This is a genomic window from Comamonas sp. C11 (assembly GCF_024496285.1).
Taxonomy (GTDB): Bacteria; Pseudomonadota; Gammaproteobacteria; order Burkholderiales; family Burkholderiaceae_C; genus Comamonas; species Comamonas testosteroni_F.
In genome coordinates, this window is record NZ_CP101743.1 from 3,524,265 (window position 1) to 3,541,796 (window position 17,532).

Annotated in this window: 14 protein-coding genes; 1 reads left to right on the forward strand and 13 read right to left on the reverse strand. The window is 59.3% G+C overall.

The window, feature by feature from the left end; genetic code table 11:
- Window positions 1–103: 103 nt before the first annotated feature.
- The 3 genes from NOX35_RS16190 to NOX35_RS16200 form a co-directional block, all read right to left on the reverse strand.
- Entirely contained in the window at window positions 104–457 is a 354-nt protein-coding gene (locus NOX35_RS16190; RefSeq protein WP_256493989.1) for a Rieske (2Fe-2S) protein, read from the reverse strand.
- Window positions 426–1,082 (reverse strand): DsbA family protein, encoded by a 657-nt coding sequence (locus tag NOX35_RS16195; protein WP_182283243.1) that lies wholly within the window; start codon window positions 1,080–1,082, stop codon window positions 426–428. Before NOX35_RS16195 ends, NOX35_RS16190 begins: the two co-directional genes overlap by 32 nt.
- Window positions 1,083–1,173: 91 nt before the next feature.
- Window positions 1,174–2,154, reverse strand: coding sequence for a quinone oxidoreductase (locus NOX35_RS16200; RefSeq protein WP_182283244.1), 981 nt, complete (start codon window positions 2,152–2,154; stop codon window positions 1,174–1,176).
- Between the two features lie 484 nt (window positions 2,155–2,638).
- Here NOX35_RS16200 and NOX35_RS16205 point away from each other — a divergent pair, with 484 nt between their 5' ends.
- Window positions 2,639–4,429 (forward strand): acyl-CoA dehydrogenase, encoded by a 1,791-nt coding sequence (locus tag NOX35_RS16205; RefSeq protein ID WP_256493991.1) that lies wholly within the window; start codon window positions 2,639–2,641, stop codon window positions 4,427–4,429.
- A gap of 206 nt (window positions 4,430–4,635) precedes the next feature.
- Here NOX35_RS16205 and NOX35_RS16210 read toward each other — a convergent pair whose 3' ends face one another.
- From NOX35_RS16210 to NOX35_RS16255, 10 genes are all read right to left on the reverse strand, one after another.
- Complete coding sequence (locus tag NOX35_RS16210; RefSeq protein ID WP_256493993.1) at window positions 4,636–6,333, reverse strand: restriction endonuclease subunit S; 1,698 nt, start codon at window positions 6,331–6,333, stop codon at window positions 4,636–4,638.
- A 42-nt stretch (window positions 6,334–6,375) separates the two neighbouring features.
- Window positions 6,376–7,866 carry a class I SAM-dependent DNA methyltransferase gene (locus tag NOX35_RS16215; RefSeq protein WP_256493994.1) on the reverse strand — a complete coding sequence of 497 codons (1,491 nt, stop codon included), beginning with the start codon at window positions 7,864–7,866 and terminating at the stop codon, window positions 6,376–6,378.
- Between the two features lie 80 nt (window positions 7,867–7,946).
- Entirely contained in the window at window positions 7,947–10,544 is a 2,598-nt protein-coding gene (gene hsdR / locus NOX35_RS16220; RefSeq protein WP_256493995.1) for an EcoAI/FtnUII family type I restriction enzme subunit R, read from the reverse strand.
- Window positions 10,545–10,795: 251 nt separating this feature from the next.
- Window positions 10,796–12,283, reverse strand: coding sequence for a ribonuclease G (gene rng, locus NOX35_RS16225; RefSeq protein WP_182283249.1), 1,488 nt, complete (start codon window positions 12,281–12,283; stop codon window positions 10,796–10,798).
- 140 nt (window positions 12,284–12,423) lie between these two features.
- A complete protein-coding gene (locus NOX35_RS16230) occupies window positions 12,424–13,038 on the reverse strand; it encodes a nucleoside triphosphate pyrophosphatase (RefSeq protein ID WP_182283250.1) in 615 nt (204 codons plus the stop codon).
- A gap of 110 nt (window positions 13,039–13,148) precedes the next feature.
- The gene (rlmH, locus tag NOX35_RS16235; RefSeq protein ID WP_003075623.1) at window positions 13,149–13,616 is read right to left on the reverse strand and encodes a 23S rRNA (pseudouridine(1915)-N(3))-methyltransferase RlmH; all 468 of its coding nucleotides are present in this window, start codon (window positions 13,614–13,616) and stop codon (window positions 13,149–13,151) included.
- Window positions 13,617–14,294 (reverse strand): ribosome silencing factor, encoded by a 678-nt coding sequence (gene rsfS / locus NOX35_RS16240; protein WP_256493997.1) that lies wholly within the window; start codon window positions 14,292–14,294, stop codon window positions 13,617–13,619.
- Window positions 14,295–14,523: 229 nt separating this feature from the next.
- The gene (hemF, locus tag NOX35_RS16245) at window positions 14,524–15,477 is read right to left on the reverse strand and encodes an oxygen-dependent coproporphyrinogen oxidase (RefSeq protein WP_256493999.1); all 954 of its coding nucleotides are present in this window, start codon (window positions 15,475–15,477) and stop codon (window positions 14,524–14,526) included.
- The gene (gene purD, locus NOX35_RS16250; RefSeq protein WP_256494000.1) at window positions 15,477–16,769 is read right to left on the reverse strand and encodes a phosphoribosylamine--glycine ligase; all 1,293 of its coding nucleotides are present in this window, start codon (window positions 16,767–16,769) and stop codon (window positions 15,477–15,479) included. Before purD ends, hemF begins: the two co-directional genes overlap by 1 nt.
- The gene (locus tag NOX35_RS16255) at window positions 16,766–17,485 is read right to left on the reverse strand and encodes a YebC/PmpR family DNA-binding transcriptional regulator (protein WP_256494001.1); all 720 of its coding nucleotides are present in this window, start codon (window positions 17,483–17,485) and stop codon (window positions 16,766–16,768) included. Before NOX35_RS16255 ends, purD begins: the two co-directional genes overlap by 4 nt.
- Between the last annotated feature and the right edge of the window lie 47 nt (window positions 17,486–17,532).

Below are 17,532 nucleotides of genomic sequence, written 5' to 3' on the forward strand. Positions count from 1 at the left end.
CGCCTGCCGGTTGCTGCCAGAGGACATCAATCCTGAAACCATGGAAAAAGGCCCGCAGAGAAAATCCGCAGGCCTTTTTCATCGCACATCAGCGCTCGATGGCTTATCGGCAGTTGCCAGGCGGCTTGAGCCAGAGCAGTCCCTGTCTGACAAGAACTTCGTAGAGAGGGATCGTCATCTGCGGCGATGCCGTGCACTTGCCGCTGCGGATATCGAACTTGAGTCCATGCGCGGGGCAGCTCAGCACATGCGCATCGCAATTGCCGCCGGCCATGGAGGCACCCGCATGCGGGCAGCTGTTCTCCAAGGCATAGAACTCGCCTTCGACATTCAGCAGCAAGATGCTCTGGCCACCAGGCGTGAAGACCAGCTTTCGCCCGCCCGGCGGCAAATCCCGCACGGCGCCGGCGGCCAGCAATGCGGAATCAGGCGAAGATGCTGTCGGCAACACGGGCATGCTCCATGGCGCGCAGCAGCTCTGCGGGCGCCACAGCGCCCGTCACCTGCAGGCGCTGGTTGAACACCATATGCGGTACGCCGCCGGTATGGCCGGCCTCGCTTTGGTAGCGCAGCGCATCAAAACGGGAAGGATTCCAGTCCAGTGCTGCCGAGTGCGCCAGCTGCTGCAGCACCATGACCGAGCCTATATCGCGGCCCTGCACAAAGTAGGCGGCAAAGATGGACTCCACAAAGCGGATCATGGATTCGCCGTCGAGCAGAGTCTGGGCGTAGTTGACCAACGCACAGACCAGGCGCGTGCTGGGGAAGGTCTCAATCAGCGCATGATTGATCTGCAGGCCCGCCGCGTGGGCCGCCGAGCGCACCTGGGCACGGCGAACCTCCACGGCCCTGGGACCGCCCAGTCTCGCTTCGTAGAAGGCCTGGTAAGGCACTCCATGCTCCGGGATCTGGGGCAGCAGAGCATCTGCATGCCAATGGATGGTCAGCGGCTGATCAGGGTATCTGGTCAGCAACATTTCGCGGGCGGCCAGCAGATTGCGCAGACCGATCCAGCACCAGGGGCAGATCAGGTCCAGCGAAAAGTCGACCTGCAATGTCGTTGCAGCAGAGCTTTGAGTCATGGCATTTATTTCTTTGGGCAATCACCGGGGTTGATGCAAAAAGGGCTGAATGGCTCAGCCCTTCTCATATCGCCCTGCTGCCTTCGGTATCTCAGAGCGTGAAGATGGCCGATCCCACAATCTTGCGGGCTTCCAGGTCGCGGTGAGCCTGCACGGCGTCTTCCAGCACATAGCGCTTGCTGATGTCCACCTTGATGCGGCCTTCGGCCACATGGGCGAACAGCTCGTTGGCCAGTTCTGCACGCTCCAGAGGGTCGGCGATGTAATGCGCCGATGCAGGACGCGTCAGGAAGAGCGAGCCTTTGCCGGCCAGAATCTGCGGGTTGAATGGCGCAATGGAGCCCGAGGCCGTACCCAGACAGACCATCAGCCCGCGCACCTTCAGGCTGTTGAGCGAACCCTCGAAAGTGTCCTTGCCCACGCTGTCGAAGACGGCATTCACACCCACACCGTCCGTCAGTTCACGCACGCGCTTGGCCACGTCTTCATGGCTGTAGTTGATGGTGTGAACGCAGCCGTTGGCCTTGGCCACTTCGGCCTTGGCATCGCTGGAGACTGTGCCGATCACGTTCAGGCCTTCCAGCCTTGCCCACTGCGACACCAGCAGGCCCACACCACCGGCCGCAGCATGCAGCAAAATGGTGTCGCCCTTCTTGAAGTCCCAGATGCGACGCATAAGGTAAGCCGCCGTCAGCCCACGCATGGTGATCGCTGCTGCAGTTTCAAAGCTGATGTTGTCAGGCAGACGGATCAGGGGGGCAGCAGAAATCAGGCGCTCCGTGGCGTAAGCGCCGATGGTGTTCAGTGCGCCGGTATAGGTCACGCGGTCGCCGACCTTGAAATCCGTCACGCCGTCGCCCACGGCCGTGATCGTGCCGCAAGCCTCGCTGCCCACACCCGCGGGCAAAGGAGCGGGATACAGGCCTGAGCGGAAATAGGTATCGGCAAAGTTCAAGGCCACAGCGCCTTGCTTGAGACGGACCTGGCCCGGACCGGGTTGGCCGACTTCAATTTCTTCCTGTCGCAACACCTCGGGGCCGCCAACTTCGTGATAGCGGATTACTTTAGCCATACAAACTCCCAGTCAGATACCAATCGAAAGGTGATACGGCACACTGCCTCACCTCGAACAGAAGCAATACGAATCAATGACTTAAGCCATATCCCCGGTATTCCTCCATTCAGACTGGGTTGAATTTATGGGAATTCGTCTCCAGGACATTTCCCGGGAACGCCGCTCTCTTGTCTTTACGCGACACCACGGGTAAATACCAGGCATAAAAAGTTAACTTCAAAGTTTCTCTTTGATTGAAAGCTTGCCGCAAGCGTTGGCCACCATATTGCGCGTCTGCGACTGCGACAAGCCCGTCTCAGCCTCTAGAATCATTCCGTTTACGTAAACGTCAAACCAATGCGAGGGCCTGGCATTCTTGTCAGGCACCGGACATGAAGTCGAGGGAAGCCCCTGCCGTCGGTGGCAGGCAACATCCCCAACAATCCAAGGCACAACCCAGGTCTGGCAGCCAGCCGGGCCAGTATTCAAGGAAACAGAGACGATGACCTATAAAGCGCCCATCAAAGACATGCTGTTCGACATGGAGCACCTGGCCCAGATCGAGCAGGTCGCCCAGATTCCCGGCTTTGAAGATGCAGGGCTGGAAACCGCGCAGGCCGTTCTCGAAGAATGCGCCAAGCTTTGCGAAGGCGTGGTCGCCCCCCTGAATGTTCCCGGCGACCTCAACCCCTCTTCCTTCAAGGATGGTGTGGTCACGACGACTCCCGGCTTCGCCGATGCCTTCAGGCAGTACGCCGAAGGCGGCTGGCAGGGTCTGCAGCATCCTGCCGACTTTGGCGGCCAGGGCCTGCCCAAGACCATTGGCGCGGCCTGCATCGAGATGCTCAACAGCGCCAACCTGAGCTTTGCGCTGTGCCCGCTGCTGACCGACGGCGCCATCGAGGCGCTGCTGACTGCGGGCAGCGACGCGCTCAAGGCCACCTACCTGGAAAAGCTGGTCACCGGCGAGTGGACCGGCACCATGAACCTGACCGAGCCCCAGGCCGGCTCCGACCTGGCCCTGGTGCGCACCAGGGCCGAGCCCCAGGGCGACGGTTCTTACAAGGTCTTCGGCACCAAGATCTTCATCACCTATGGCGAGCACGATATGGCGGACAACATCGTCCACCTGGTGCTGGCCCGCGTGGCCGGCGCCCCCGAAGGCGTCAAGGGGATCAGCCTGTTTGTCGTGCCCAAGTTCCTCGTGAACCAGGACGGCTCCCTGGGCAAGCGCAACGATGTGCACTGCGTCAGCATCGAGCACAAGATGGGCATCAAGGCCTCGCCCACGGCCGTGCTGCAATTTGGCGACAACGGGGGAGCCATCGGCTACCTCGTGGGCGAAGAGAACCGCGGTCTCGAATACATGTTCATCATGATGAACGCCGCCCGCTATGCCGTGGGCCTGCAGGGCCTGGCCGTGGCCGAGCGGGCCTACCAGCACGCCGTGGCCTACGCCAAGGAGCGCGTGCAAAGCCGCCCCGTCGACGGCTCGGTCAAGGCCAGCGCCACCATCATCCACCACCCCGATGTGCGCCGCATGCTGATGACCATGCGTGCCAGCAACGAGGGCTGCCGCGCCATGGCCACCACGGCTGCTGCTGCCTACGATGCCGCCCACCACCACCCGGATGCCGAAGTGCGCCAGGCCAACCAGAGCTTCTATGAATTCATGGTGCCCCTGGTCAAGGGCTACAGCACCGAGATGAGCCTGGAGGTCACCAGCCTGGGCGTGCAGGTGCATGGCGGCATGGGCTTCATCGAGGAGACCGGCGCCGCCCAGTACTACCGCGACGCCAAGATCCTGACCATCTATGAAGGCACGACCGCCATCCAGGCCAATGACCTGGTCGGCCGCAAGACCGCACGTGATGGCGGCCAGACCGCCAAGGCCATTGCCGCCCAGATCGAGAAGACCGAGGCAGCCCTCATCGCCAGCGGAACCGATACGGCCAAGGCCGTTGCCAGGAATCTGGCCCAGGCCCGCCAGGCCTTTGTGCAGGTGGTGGACTTCATCGTGGCCAAGGCCAAGGCCGACCCCAATGCGGCCTATGCCGGCAGCGTCCCCTATCTGATGCTCACCGGCAATCTGGTCGCCGGCTGGCAGCTGGGCCGCTCGGTGCTGGCCGCGCAGGACCTGCTGACCAAGGGCCAGGACACGGCCTTCATGCAGGCCAAGCTGGCCACGGCACAGTTCTACGCCGAACATATCCTGACCCGCGTGCCCGGCCAGGCCGATGCCGTGATCAACGGCGCCGCCAGCGTGATGGCATTGCCCATGGATCTGTTCTGATCCTGCACCTGAAGGCGGGGCGGCAACGCCCTGCCTCATCATGAAATGCATGGAAATAGCGGCTGGCGCCTATGGATAAAGCGCTGGCCGCTATTTTTTTGAATCTCTACAACGCACCTGCCAGGACTTGTGCAAACAAGAATGCAGCAACGGCCTGCCCCCTGCGGCAGTCATCATGCCTGAACCCGTTTTTGCGTAGATCGTAATTACGTTACTGCCTGCTCTACCCAGGCCTGCGCCAACTGGGTTTGGGTGCTGCGCGCTTGGGTCAGCTTGTCGCGCAACTGCTGGCACAGGGTGCGCAATTCGGTGACACGGGCGACGATGCGGGATTGTTCGGCGAGAGGGGGGAGCCCGAAAGCCAAATCAGACACTTGCTTGGTAGAAATATGTGGAATACCATTACTTCTACCAGGATCAATCGTACCTACAAATAAATCCGATTGAAGCCAAAGAGACAAATACTCTGAGTGAACAACTCCAATATATGAAGATAGTCTAGCCACACGCTGCAAAAGCAAGCACGGCAAATCTGATTTACGTATCACAGCATATTTAAGGCCAGTGGAAATAATTGGACGATCTAGTGAAAGAACCAAGTCACCTTCTTTCAAAGAAAATGCTTCGTAGTTCTTTGCATTTCCCTCATCAAGCATAGCTGGCTGCGACCAATCAACTTTGCCATGGCTGATATTTAAGTTACGTAAAAGGCGTACACCCTCTGGCTTAAACCACTCACTCTTAAATGCATATCCATTCAGCATTTCAATCACACAACCAACCCGAGTCCAATCCCACCCACTAGGCAATTCAAACGGCTTTTCCTCATCACCAATCACAGGCAGTGGCTTATCTTTCTTGATTTTCCCCTCTGCAATTAACCGATCCTTTTCCGCCCGATTTTTTTTCAGCAACTCACTCGCAGGTTCATCGCTCGCATCCTGCTCCACCAGCAGGCCGCGCACTGCGAGTTGGAGGATGGTTTGCTCCAGCTCGTCCACGGCTTCAGGGCGGTCGATGAGCAGGTCAAAGTGCTGCGCCAGCCGCTGCCAGTGGCGCGCCAGTTCTTGCGCGCTTTGGGTTTGGGTCAGGCTGTCCAGCAAGGCTTGCAGCAGTTGCTGATGCTGGGTGTGTTCCAGCCGGCCTTTTTCCTCCAGCGCATCGCACAGATGCATCAGCTCTTCGACGCGGGCGACGATGCGGGATTGTTCGGCGAGGGGTGGAAGCGGAACTACTATGCTATTTAGCTTTGCCTGATTCATTTTTGGCTGAGCTGTACCAGTTACATAAGGCTCTAAAGAAATAGCATTTATGTATAGGCAGAAATAATTTAAAAGTTCAGATTGCGTGGCATCAAGCACATGTGCATGATTATTAACCCAATATTTCCCATGTGCTAAAAATGCAATTGGTGTAGAACGACTTATTAAATTGGCACCATCTTCTCCAATTAAGAGAAGGGTTTTGTCAAATAAAAAATTATCAATTTTATCTATTACACCAGAAGCGCCATAGTAGTCATATATTTTTCCTCTTTTTTCTCTATCGCTAGATGAAACGGGAATACGTTCTCCATCTCTATTAATTGAAATATCGCCGAAGCGCGCCCACTCCCACCCCACTGGCAATTCAAACGGCTTTTCTTCTTCCCTAATTTCCGCCAGTGGCTTGTCCTTTTTAATCTTGCCTTCGGCAATCAAGCGGTCTTTTTCCACCCGAATCTTTTTGAGCAGTTCACTGGCCGGTTCATCGCTCGCATCTTGCGCCACCAGCCTGCCTTGCACGGCCAGCGTCAAGATCAGCTCGCGCAGGCGGGCCACGCCGCCGGGGGCCTGGGCAGTGGTGGCAAAGAGTTGATCAAAGTTTGGTAGCAGCTTGCGCTGGTCATTACTGGTATTCAGCATGGATTGACCTTGAAATCCTTATCTATCAAGCGCTAGCAGCTATTAATTCTTAGATCCGACAGTTGCCACACTACCGCCCAAAGACTGGGCCAGCATGGCTCGCAACTGGTTGCGCAGTGCCTGCGCATCGGCCTGCAACTGGGTGTATTGCGCCAGCAGTTCGTCCGGGTCATGGCTGACTTGCTCGCCCACATGGGGGTTTTTCTGGTCCAGGTTCCAGTTGGCGGCGCGCAGGGTGTCGATGCTCACCTTCCATGCCTGCTCATTGCCTTCGCGGCTGGCGTAGCCGTCTTCAGCGCTGCCCCACCAGGCTTTCTCGGCATCAAACTCCTTGATGTTGATGGGCTTGGTTTTGTTGTAGTTCTTCACGCCCACGGGGTATGGGTGCTCGTAGTACCAGACGTCTTGCGTGGACTGGCCCTTGGTGAAGAACAGGATATTGGTCTTGATGCCGGTGTAGGGGTTGAACACGCCATTGGGCAGGCGCACGATGGTGTGCAGATTGCACTCGGTGAGCAGCTTTTCCTTGATACGGCTTTTGCTGCCTTCGCCAAACAAAAAGCCATCGGGCAGCACCACGGCGGCGCGGCCACCGTCCTTGAGCAGCTTCATGATGAGAATCATGAACAGGTCGGCCGTTTCGCGGCTGCGCAGGTCGGCAGGAAAGCCGTCTTCAATGCCGGGCTCTTCCGTTCCGCCAAAGGGCGGGTTGGTGAGGATGACGTCCACCTGGTCGGCCCGGCCGTAGTCGCGCAGCGGGCGGCTCAAGGTGTTGTCATTCCTGATCTGGCTGGGCACTTCAATGCCGTGCAGCATGAGGTTGGTCACACACAGGCTGTGGGGCAGCGGCTTTTTCTCCACGCCGCGCACGGCGGTTTGCAGCAGGGCCTGCTGCTCGGGTGTCTGGGCTTGCTGGCGCAAATGCTCGATGGCGCAGACCAGAAAGCCGCCGGTGCCGGTGGCGGGGTCCATGACGGTTTCGCCCAGCTGGGGGTTGACGATATCGGTCATGAACTGGGTGACGGCGCGGGGCGTGTAGAACTCGCCCGCATTGCCTGCGGCCTGCAGGTCTTTGAGCAGCTTTTCGTACAGGTCGTTGAACTGGTGGCGCTCGGCCTGGCGGTTGAAGTCGATGACGGCCAGCTTGTTGATGACCTGGCGCAGCAGGTGGCCGCTTTTCATGTAGTTGTAGGTGTCATCGAACACGCTGCGCAGCACATAGGCGCGCGGGTTTTGTTCGATGCTGCCGGGCAGATTGGCGAGCGTGGGGATGAGCTGGTTGTCCACAAAGTCCAGCAAGGCTTCGCCCGTCATGCCTTCTTCGTCAGCCGCCCAGTTGCGCCAGCGCAGTGCTTCGGGGATAGGGCTTTGGTAGTTGTCTCGGGTCAACTCCAGCTCTTCTTCCAGGGCATCAAACACCTTCAAGAACAGCAGCCAGGTCAATTGGGACAGCCGCTGGGCATCTCCATCCACCCCGCTGTCCTGGCGCATGGTGTCTTGGATGGATTTGATGATGGATGACAGATTGGACATGCTGCGAACTCTGGATATCTGAATAAAAAATGCTGCCCACGCCTTTCAGAAAAGCGTGGGCAGCTATACATTTTGCAGGCTTATGGATGGCCTGGCTGATAGATGGCTTGGCCCAGATGGGCGATGGCAGTCTGGTAATTGAGCTTGGAGCCGCCAAAGCTCTTGATCAACTCCACTGGCGAGCCCATCTGGCTCAAGGGCTGGACCTTGAGCACATCGGTATTTTCAATGGCAGCAATGCCCTCGTCTGCGTACTTGTCGATCAAGGCGTCCAGCACCTTGCGGGCTGTTTCACCGTACCTGGCGTAGATGCCATCGTCGTGCAGCTTCTTCCTGGCCCGCTTGGCCCGTTCACTGCGGGTGAGTATGGGCTGGTCATAGGCAACGTGCAGCAGCACGTCGAACGGGTCAGCCCCTTGCAGGCTGCTGCCGTCGCCCTTTTCCAGTGCCAACTCTTCGGCCAGCACATCGAGCAGCACGCCATGGTGCTGCAACTCCTCGATCAAGGCCTGCTTGCGGTCGGCGCTGCTCCAGGCCTGCATGAAGGCGTCCAGCGATTCGTATTTTTTGGCCAGGTTGATGCGGGTGAAGTCGCGCAGGCTTTCTGTGACCAGCTTGCCGTTGGCATCCAGGTATTGCACGCGCTCGCGGGCAATGGCCACGGTGACGCGGCTGCCTATCTGGTATTTGCGGGGCTTGTCCGCGCCGCCTGCCGCGCCAGCGCTACCACCAGCCCCATCGCCATAGATGCCTGCCGGGTCCTTGGTGTTGCCGGCCGGCACGGAGCTGCCGTCACCCTGGCCATCGCCATCCGCGTCTGGCAACCAGCTGTCGCCGTCGATCACGGTGCTTTCATCATCCGTGGGCGGTGGTGGTGGCACCACATCGTCATCACCCGTAGGCTGGTAGATCTGCACGGGCTCACCGTCAAAGTCCTTGTCGGCAAACAGCTCCGTGGCACGCTTGAAATCCAAAATCGTGAAGAACTGCTTGCCATGCTCTTCGTTCAACCGCGTGCCACGCCCAATGATTTGCTTGAACAGCGTCATGGACTTGATGTTCTGATCCAGAACCACGAGCTTGCAGGTCTGGGCATCCACACCAGTGCTCATCAGCTTGCTGGTGACGGCAATCACAGGGTCTGGGCTGTCAGGGTCGATGAAGTTGTCCAGCTCGCGCTTGCCTACCTCGTTGTCGCCAGTGATCTGCATCACGTATTTGTGGCGGGTCGCGCAGATGTCTTTGTTGGCCTGCGCCAGCGCGGCCGTCATGCGCTGGGCGTGGTCCACGTCTTCGCAGAAGACAATGGTTTTGGCGTTGCGGTCTGTGCCCTTGAGGTATTCGGTAATTTTGCCCGCCACCACGCGGTCGCGCAGGCCCAGCACCAGGTTGCGGTTCATGTCGGCCGCGTTGTAGATACGGTCTTCAATGGGGTGTCCGTTGTCGTCCAGCATGCCCTTGGGGGGCCGCCAGCCGAAGGTGTCACGATCCAGATCGACGCGCACGACTTTGTACGGGGCCAGGAAGCCGTCTTCAATGCCTTCCTTGAGGGCGTAGGTGTAGACGGGCTCGCCAAAGTAGTGGATGTTGGAGGCATCTTCGGTTTCTTTAGGCGTAGCCGTCAGCCCCACCTGGGTAGCACTGCTGAAGTAGTCCAGAATCTCGCGCCATGCCGAATCTTCATTGGCGCTGCCACGGTGGCATTCGTCAATGATGATGAGGTCAAAAAAGTCGGGGCTGAACTGTTTGTACACATCATCCGCACCGCTCTTGCCGGTAACGGCCTGGTACAGGCCCAGATACACCTCATAGGCTTTGTTGACTTGCTTGCCACCTGTGCTTTTCTTGCCTTTGGTGACTGCCAGCTCCAGCTCATCCACTGTGGTGACTCCATTGGCATCCACACGCTCAATGCCCTTGGCGTTGGGACTGAGCTTGGCCATGCCGCCCTTGAAGGGCTTGAAGTCGCCCACCATGGTCTGGTCCACCAGGATGTTTCGGTCGGCGAGGAACAACACCCGCTTTTTTGCCCCGCTTTTGAGCAGGCGCCAGATGATCTGGAAGGCGGTATAAGTTTTGCCGGTGCCAGTGGCCATGACAAGCAATACACGGTCTTGCCCTGCAGCTACCGCCTCTAGTGTGCGGTTGATGGCGTGCAACTGGTAATAGCGCGGTACACGGCCGTTGTCGCCTTGGTGGTAGGCGAAGCCATTTACACGGGTCTGTTCAGCTGACCAGCCTTTCCATTGCTGAAATAGCGCCCAAAGCCGCGCAGGCGATGGGAATTCGTCCATTCGGAGGTCGGTCAACAACTGCCCGTTGAAAAGCAAGCTGGCATCCCTGAATACAAAACCGTCGCCGTTGCTGGCAAAGGCAAAAGGCACTCCCATGCGCTCGGCATATTCAGCGGCTTGTTGCATGCCCGCGCCGACGGTATGGCAGTTATCTTTGGCCTCAATAACAGCCAAAGGCTGACCATACTGATGACATAGCAAGTAATCTGCACGCAAAACTGACTGCAGATTACGCTGGGCCTTCTGCCCTCTGACCACAATACGCCCTGGAGCAATGGTGTACTCACGGTAGATCTGATCCAACTCGCTCCAACCAGCATTCAACACAGCCGGGCTGATGAATTTCGCACAAATGTCGGCTTCGCTAAGCTGCTTCTTGTCCATGCCATCCTCATTGCTTTTCAACGGGATTATGACGCGGATGCACAGGCCTTCAGTCAGGCTTCGTGGTCATTTCGATTCGCAGGAATTTTCCATTTAATCCGTGACAATCGCCTAACTTCCCACACTACTGCTATTTGGTAATGGCAAATGCAAGTAAATCAGTTTGGAGAAGTTGGGCAACAAATTCCCTTGAGCATTGTCTGAATTTGGAAAATGATTTCCAAATCAAATGACACCGAATGCATGCTCACTTAAAGCAGAACAATGTCATATTGCTCCTGCGCCATCGCAGTCTCGGCCTGCAGGGAGATCGGCTTGCCGATGAAGTCGGAAAGGCTGGCCAGATGCTGGCTTTCCTCGTCGAGGAACATCTCCACCACCTTGGGGGATGCCACGACGCGGAACTCATGCGGATTGAACTGGCGCGCTTCGCGCAGGATTTCACGCAGGACCTCGTAGCAGATGCTGCGCGCGGTCTTGACGTTGCCCTTGCCGGAGCAGGCCGCACAGGGCTCGCACAGCATATGGGCCAGCGACTCGCGCGTACGCTTGCGCGTCATCTCCACCAGGCCCAGCTGCGAGAAGCCGCCAGCCATGGTCTTGACGCGGTCGCGCGCCAGCTGGCGGCGGAATTCGGAGAGCACCTCGCCCTGATGCTCCTCGCGCACCATGTCGATAAAGTCCACGATGACGATGCCGCCCAGATTGCGCAGCCGCAACTGCCGCGCAATGGCGTGCGCTGCTTCCAGGTTGGTCTTGAAGATGGTGTCGTCAAAATTGCGCGCACCGACATAGCCGCCCGTGTTCACATCGATGGTGGTCAGGGCCTCGGTCTGATCGACGATCAGATAGCCACCCGACTTCAGATCCACACGCCTCCCCAGTGCACGCGCGATTTCCTCGTCGATGTTGTAGAGGTCGAAAATCGGCCGCTCGCCCTTGTACAGCGCCAGCTTGGGTACTGCCGCCGGCATGTATTCCTGGCCAAAGCTCTTGAGCAGCGCAAACTGCTCGCGCGAATCGATGCGAATGCTCTGGGTGTTCTCGCCGACCAGGTCCCGCAGCACTCGCTGCAGCAGGTTCAGGTCCTGATGCAGCACCGACATGACGGGCAGCTTCTGCGCCGCATCCTTGATGCGCGCCCAGGTCTTGCGCAGATAACGGATGTCATCGGCCAGCTCGGCATCGCTGGATTCCTCGCCATTGGTGCGCAGAATGAAGCCGCCGCCCCCGCCACCGTCCTTGGTGCCGACCAGCTCCTGCAGACGGGCCCGCAAGGCGTCGCGCTCGTTCTGGGGAATTTTCTGGGAGATGCCGATATGGTCGTCCTGCGGCAGAAACACCAGCAGACGCCCCGCAATGCTGATCTGTGTCGACAGGCGCGCACCCTTGGTACCTATGGGGTCCTTGATGACCTGCACCATGATGGACTGCCCCTCGAACACCTGCTTTTCGATGGGTGTCATCGGCTGGTCCTTGCGCGCGAACATCGGGGCTTCGCCGTTTTCCTGACGCTGCCAGACATCGGCCACATGCAAAAAGGCCGCACGCTCCAGGCCGATATCGATGAAGGCGGACTGCATGCCGGGCAGCACGCGCGAGACCTTGCCCAGATAGATGTTGCCGACGAGCCCCCGCTCCAGCGGGCGCTCCATGTGCAGCTCCTGCACGGCACCATTCTCGACAATCGCCACCCGCGTTTCCTGCGGCGACCAGTTGATCAGAATATCTTGCTGCATTGACTGTCGTTCTTTCTTTATATGTCCTGGCTTTTGCTGCGCCCAGTGTGCGACGCACGCATGGCTGGCGCAAGACAGCTGCCATGCAGAACTTCCCTCGGGGGAAGCCTCAAGAACAGAGTGTCGATTGCGCCAAAGGTTCAGAGCGGCCAGCCCAGCTGGCGCAAAAGCTCGGCAGTTTCGTAAACGGGCAGGCCCATGATGGACGAATAGCTACCACGGATCTCTGCAATATGTGCGGCCGCCCTGCCCTGTATGCCATAGGCACCGGCCTTGCCCATGGGCTCGCCCGTGAGCACATAGGCATCGATCTGGGCCTCGGTCATGGGCGCAAAGCGCACGGTCGATACCGACAGGGCCTGCAGACGCATGGCACCGCTTTGCAGCGCCACGGCCGTCAGCACCTCATGTTCGGCCCCGGAGAGCAGACGCAGGATGCGTCGCGCATCTTCGGCATCGGCGGGCTTTCCGAGAATCTGCTTGCCCAGTGCCACGGTGGTGTCGGAGCACAGAATGGGCGCTGCCGGCAGACCGCGCCGCGCATGGCGAGCCACGGCTGCATCGAGCTTGCCGGCCGTCACGCGCTGCACATAGTCATGGGGGTCTTCCCCGGCCAGCTCGGCCTCTATGGCCTCGGCATCCTCGGCGATATCACCGGCTGCATTGGGCAGCAGCAATTCATGCGCCACGCCCAGCTGCTCGAGCAGCTGACGACGGCGGGGACTTTGGGATGCAAGATAGAGAAATGGCGCCATGATTTTGATTAAAAATGGCCTCTAGCGCCCATATATAAAGCGCAAAAGGCTATCAAAATCATAGTATCACGCACTGCGCGAAATTGCACGCAGAGTCCGGTCACAAGCGCTTATTCGCGGTGGTAGGGGTGACCGGCATTGACCGACCAGGCGCGGTAGAGCTGCTCGATCAGCAACACGCGCACCATGGCATGCGGCAGGGTCAGGTCGGAGAGACGGATGCGCTCGTGTGCCGAGGCCTTGAACTCAGGGTCCAGCCCGTCGGGGCCGCCGATGACCAGAGCCACATCATCGCTCTCGAGCTGCCAGCCCTTGAGACGCTGGGCCAGCGCCTTGGTGGTCAGATTGGTGCCTCGCTCGTCGAGCACCACGATGCGGGTGCCTCTGGGGATGGCGGCTTCGATACGCTTGCGCTCTGCCGCATACAGGGTCTCCAGCGTCTTGGAGCCGCGCGGCTCGGTCTTGACAGCCTTGAGTTCGACCTTGAGTTCGGGCGGAAAGCGCTTGGCGTAATCGTCGTAGGCCGTCTGCGCCCAGTCGGGCACATGCAGGCCTACAGCCACGATGGTCAGCTTCATTTAGGCCTTGGCGCGGGGAGCACGCTTGGCTGCGGGTTTGGCCGCAACCGGCTTGGCAGTACGGGGCGTGCTGGGCTTGACGACCACGGTCTTGACCGTCTTGGCGGCGGCGGACTTGGCAGCAGGCTTCTTGGCTGCAGGCTTGGCACTGGCAGCCGTCTTGGTGGCGGGCTTCTTGGCCGCAGCCTTCTTGGCGGCAGGCTTTTTCGCGACCACGGTGTTTTCCGCAGCAGCCTTTTCCACCGCCAGCTTGGCAGCCAGCTTCTTGGCGGCCACTTCGGCGGGCTTGGGCTTGGCGGCACCGATCTTCATGCGCACCGGTGTCTCGCCCCAGATTTCTTCCAGGCGGTAGTACTGGCGGATGGCCGGCTGCATGATGTGGCAGACCACCGAGCCGCAGTCCACGATGATCCATTCGCCGTTTTGCTCACCTTCCTGACGGGGCACGGGAAACCCTGCTTCCTTGACGGCTTCGCGCACGCTGGAGGCAAGTGCCTTGGTCTGGCGGTTGGAAGTACCCGAGGCCACGATCACGCGCTCGAACAGCGGGGACAGTGCTTCGGTGTTGAACACCTGGATGTCGTGGGCCTTGACGTCTTCGAGGCCGTCAACAATGGCTCGCTGGAGTTTGGTGACGTCGCGCTTGGCTGCGGAATCCGATTTGGTGGAGGTGGTCATCAGGCGATGGAATCAGTAAATGATGGGATCAATATAGCGTGTGCTGCGCCACACCCGTATCAGGGTTGGGTTAGTGTCTGCGTACAGGCCCCTAAGACCTGCGCTCTTCACGCCTTGAAAAAGGTTGACGCGCCAGTCGATAGCGCGCATCCAGCTATGGAAATTATAGTTTTCTAAAAATTTCCCTGCTGACAGGGCTTTATGCGCTGCCGGCAAGGAAACAGACTGATTACAGCCAGTCGCGGCGAATCAGGAATTTATCCAGCAAATCGCGCTCGGGAGTGCCGGGGGCATCCTCGCGCTGATAGCTCCAGTCCGCATGAGGAGGCATGGACAGCAGGATGGACTCCGTGCGGCCGCCAGACTGCAGGCCGAAATGCGTGCCGCGGTCCCAGACCAGGTTGAATTCCACATAGCGGCCACGGCGGTAGCGCTGGAAATCCACCTGCTGCGGTGTGTACTCCGCATTCCGGCGGCGCTCCACGATGGGCAGATAGGCCTTCAGAAAGGCATCGCCAACCGAGCGCAGCATGGCAAAGCTCTGCTGCTGACCCAGTTCGCTGAAATCATCGAAGAAGATGCCGCCAATGCCGCGCTGCTCGTTGCGATGCTTGAGAAAGAAGTACTCGTCGCACCATTGCTTGAAACGCGGGTAGAGCTGCTCGCCAAATGGCGCCAGCGCATCGTGGCAGACCTGATGGAAATGCACGGCATCTTCTTCAAAGCCGTAGACCGGCGTCAAATCCATGCCACCACCAAACCAGCAGGTCTTGGACTGCCCCTCATGCCCGGCCGAGATCATGCGCACATTCATGTGCACCGTGGGCACCAGGGGATTGCGCGGGTGAAATACCAGCGACACGCCCATGGCCTCAAACGGCGCACCCGCCAGCTCGGGCCGGTGCTGTGTGGCCGAAGGCGGCAGTTGCGGCCCGCGCACATGCGAGAAACCGCAGCCTGCGCGCTCGAACACGCGCCCGCCCTCCATGATCCTGGTGACGCCGTTGCCTTGCAGCTTTTCGCCCGGATCCTTGTGCCAGGCGTCTGCCAGAAAACGCGCACCACCCTCGCCTTCGATCGCTTCCAGCGCCTCGGTGATGCGGGTCTGCAGACCCACCAGGTACTCACGCACCTCGGCCGCAGGCAGCTGATCAGCCACAGAAGATGAGGATGTCTGGTTCATCAGTCGGCCTTCTTGACGGCACGGAAGCCAATGTCGCGGCGATACTGGGCCCCATCGAAATGGATGCCACGTGCCACGTCGTACACCTTCTGCTGCGCCTGCTTGACGCTGTCGGCCAGCACGGTCACGCACAGCACGCGACCACCGCTGGTCACTGGCTGGCCGTCATCGCCCAGCTGGGTACCGGCATGGAAGACCATGGCATCGTCGGCTGCGGCGGGCAGACCGGTGATGGCATCGCCTTTGCGCGGGTTTTCAGGATAGCCGGCAGCAGCCATGACCACGCCCAATGCGGTACGGCGGTCCCACTGCAACTCCAGCTGATCCAGCTTGCCTTCGCAGGCTGCCAGCATCACGTCCACCAGATCGCTCTTGAGACGCATCATGATGGGCTGGGTTTCCGGATCGCCCATGCGGCAGTTGAATTCCAGCGTCTTGAGATGGCCGACCTTGTCGATCATCAGACCTGCGTACAGGAAGCCGGTATAGGGCACGCCGTCTTTTTCCATGCCGCGGATGGTGGGCAGGATGATCTCGCGCATGGCGCGGGCATGCACATCGGCCGTCACCACGGGCGCAGGCGAATAAGCGCCCATGCCGCCGGTATTGGGGCCCTGGTCGCCATCCTTGAGGCGCTTGTGATCCTGGCTGGTCGCCAGCGCCAGCACGTTCTTGCCGTCGCACAGCACGATGAAGCTGGCTTCCTCGCCTTCGAGGAACTCCTCGATCACGACGCGTGCACCGCCTTCGTTGTGCTGAACACCGTACTTGTTGTCCACCAGCATGAAGTCCACGGCATCATGGGCTTCCTGCAGCGACATGGCCACCACCACTCCCTTGCCGGCAGCCAGGCCGTCGGCCTTGATGACGATGGGAGCGCCCAGACGATCCACATAGGCGTGGGCCGCGACCGCGTCGGTGAAGGTTTCATATTGCGCCGTGGGGATGCTGTGGCGCGCCATGAAGTCCTTGGAAAAGGCCTTGGAAGACTCCAGCTGGGCTGCAGTCTTGGTAGGGCCGAAGACCTTGAGTCCGTGAGCACGGAACTCATCGACCACACCGGCCGCCAGCGGAGCCTCGGGCCCCACCACGGTCACGGCAATTTTTTCGGCCTGGGCCCATTCGCGCAGAGCCTTCACATCGGTGATGTTGAGGTTCTCCAGCTTGCCGCCAGCCAGGGCAGTGCCACCGTTACCGGGAGCCACATAGACCTTGGTCGCCTTGGGCGATTCGGCCAACTTCCACGCCAGAGCGTGCTCACGGCCACCGCCGCCAATCACAAGAATTTTCATAGTTCTGCGTTGTGGTAGACGTCCTGAACGTCATCCAAGTCTTCAATCATGTCCAGCAGCTTCTGCATACGAGCTGCATCATCGCCTTCGAGAGCGATTGTATTTTCGGGGCGCATGGTCACCTCGGCCATGTCGGCGGTAAAGCCGGCGGCCTGAAGTGCGTCACGCACGGCCTCAAAGTCGCCGGGGGCAGTCAGCACCTCGATGCCACCTTCGTCATCGGTGATCACATCATCGGCACCGGCCTCCAACGCGATCTCCATGACTTTTTCTTCGTCCGTGCCGGGGGCGAACATGATCTGACCCACATGCTTGAACTGGAAGGCCACCGAGCCTTCGGTGCCCATATTGCCACCGTACTTGCTGAATGCATGGCGAACATCGGCCACCGTACGTACGCGATTGTCCGTCATTGTGTCCACAATGATGGCGGCGCCGCCGATGCCATAGCCTTCGTAACGGATTTCCTCGTAGGTCATGCCGTCGAGGTTGCCCGTGGCCTTATCGATATTGCGCTTGATATTGTCGGCCGGCATATTGGCGGCCTTGGCCTTGTCCACCGCCAGGCGCAGACGCGGGTTGGCACTCAGATCGCCACCGCCTTGGCGAGCGGCAACCATGATTTCACGAATGATGCGCGTCCAGATGCGGCCACGTTTTTCATCCTGGCGACCCTTGCGGTGCTGGATGTTGGCCCATTTGCTGTGTCCTGCCACAGGGAATCCTTTGATATTTGATTTAACCTAGCGGGAGCGATTTTACT

Excerpts from the sequence above, each read along its gene's own strand:
- NOX35_RS16190 (WP_256493989.1), bottom strand. The coding sequence starts at position 457 with ATGCCCGTGTTGCCGACAGCATCTTCGCCTGATTCCGCATTGCTGGCC.
- NOX35_RS16210 (WP_256493993.1), bottom strand. The coding sequence starts at position 6,333 with ATGCTGAATACCAGTAATGACCAGCGCAAGCTGCTACCAAACTTTGAT.
- rsfS (WP_256493997.1), bottom strand. The coding sequence starts at position 14,294 with ATGACCACCTCCACCAAATCGGATTCCGCAGCCAAGCGCGACGTCACC.
- NOX35_RS16215 (WP_256493994.1), bottom strand. The coding sequence starts at position 7,866 with ATGTCCAATCTGTCATCCATCATCAAATCCATCCAAGACACCATGCGC.
- rng (WP_182283249.1), bottom strand. The coding sequence starts at position 12,283 with ATGCAGCAAGATATTCTGATCAACTGGTCGCCGCAGGAAACGCGGGTG.
- rlmH (WP_003075623.1), bottom strand. The coding sequence starts at position 13,616 with ATGAAGCTGACCATCGTGGCTGTAGGCCTGCATGTGCCCGACTGGGCG.
- NOX35_RS16195 (WP_182283243.1), bottom strand. The coding sequence starts at position 1,082 with ATGACTCAAAGCTCTGCTGCAACGACATTGCAGGTCGACTTTTCGCTG.
- NOX35_RS16230 (WP_182283250.1), bottom strand. The coding sequence starts at position 13,038 with ATGGCGCCATTTCTCTATCTTGCATCCCAAAGTCCCCGCCGTCGTCAG.
- hemF (WP_256493999.1), bottom strand. The coding sequence starts at position 15,477 with ATGAACCAGACATCCTCATCTTCTGTGGCTGATCAGCTGCCTGCGGCC.
- purD (WP_256494000.1), bottom strand. The coding sequence starts at position 16,769 with ATGAAAATTCTTGTGATTGGCGGCGGTGGCCGTGAGCACGCTCTGGCG.
- NOX35_RS16205 (WP_256493991.1), top strand. The coding sequence starts at position 2,639 with ATGACCTATAAAGCGCCCATCAAAGACATGCTGTTCGACATGGAGCAC.
- hsdR (WP_256493995.1), bottom strand. The coding sequence starts at position 10,544 with ATGGACAAGAAGCAGCTTAGCGAAGCCGACATTTGTGCGAAATTCATC.
- NOX35_RS16200 (WP_182283244.1), bottom strand. The coding sequence starts at position 2,154 with ATGGCTAAAGTAATCCGCTATCACGAAGTTGGCGGCCCCGAGGTGTTG.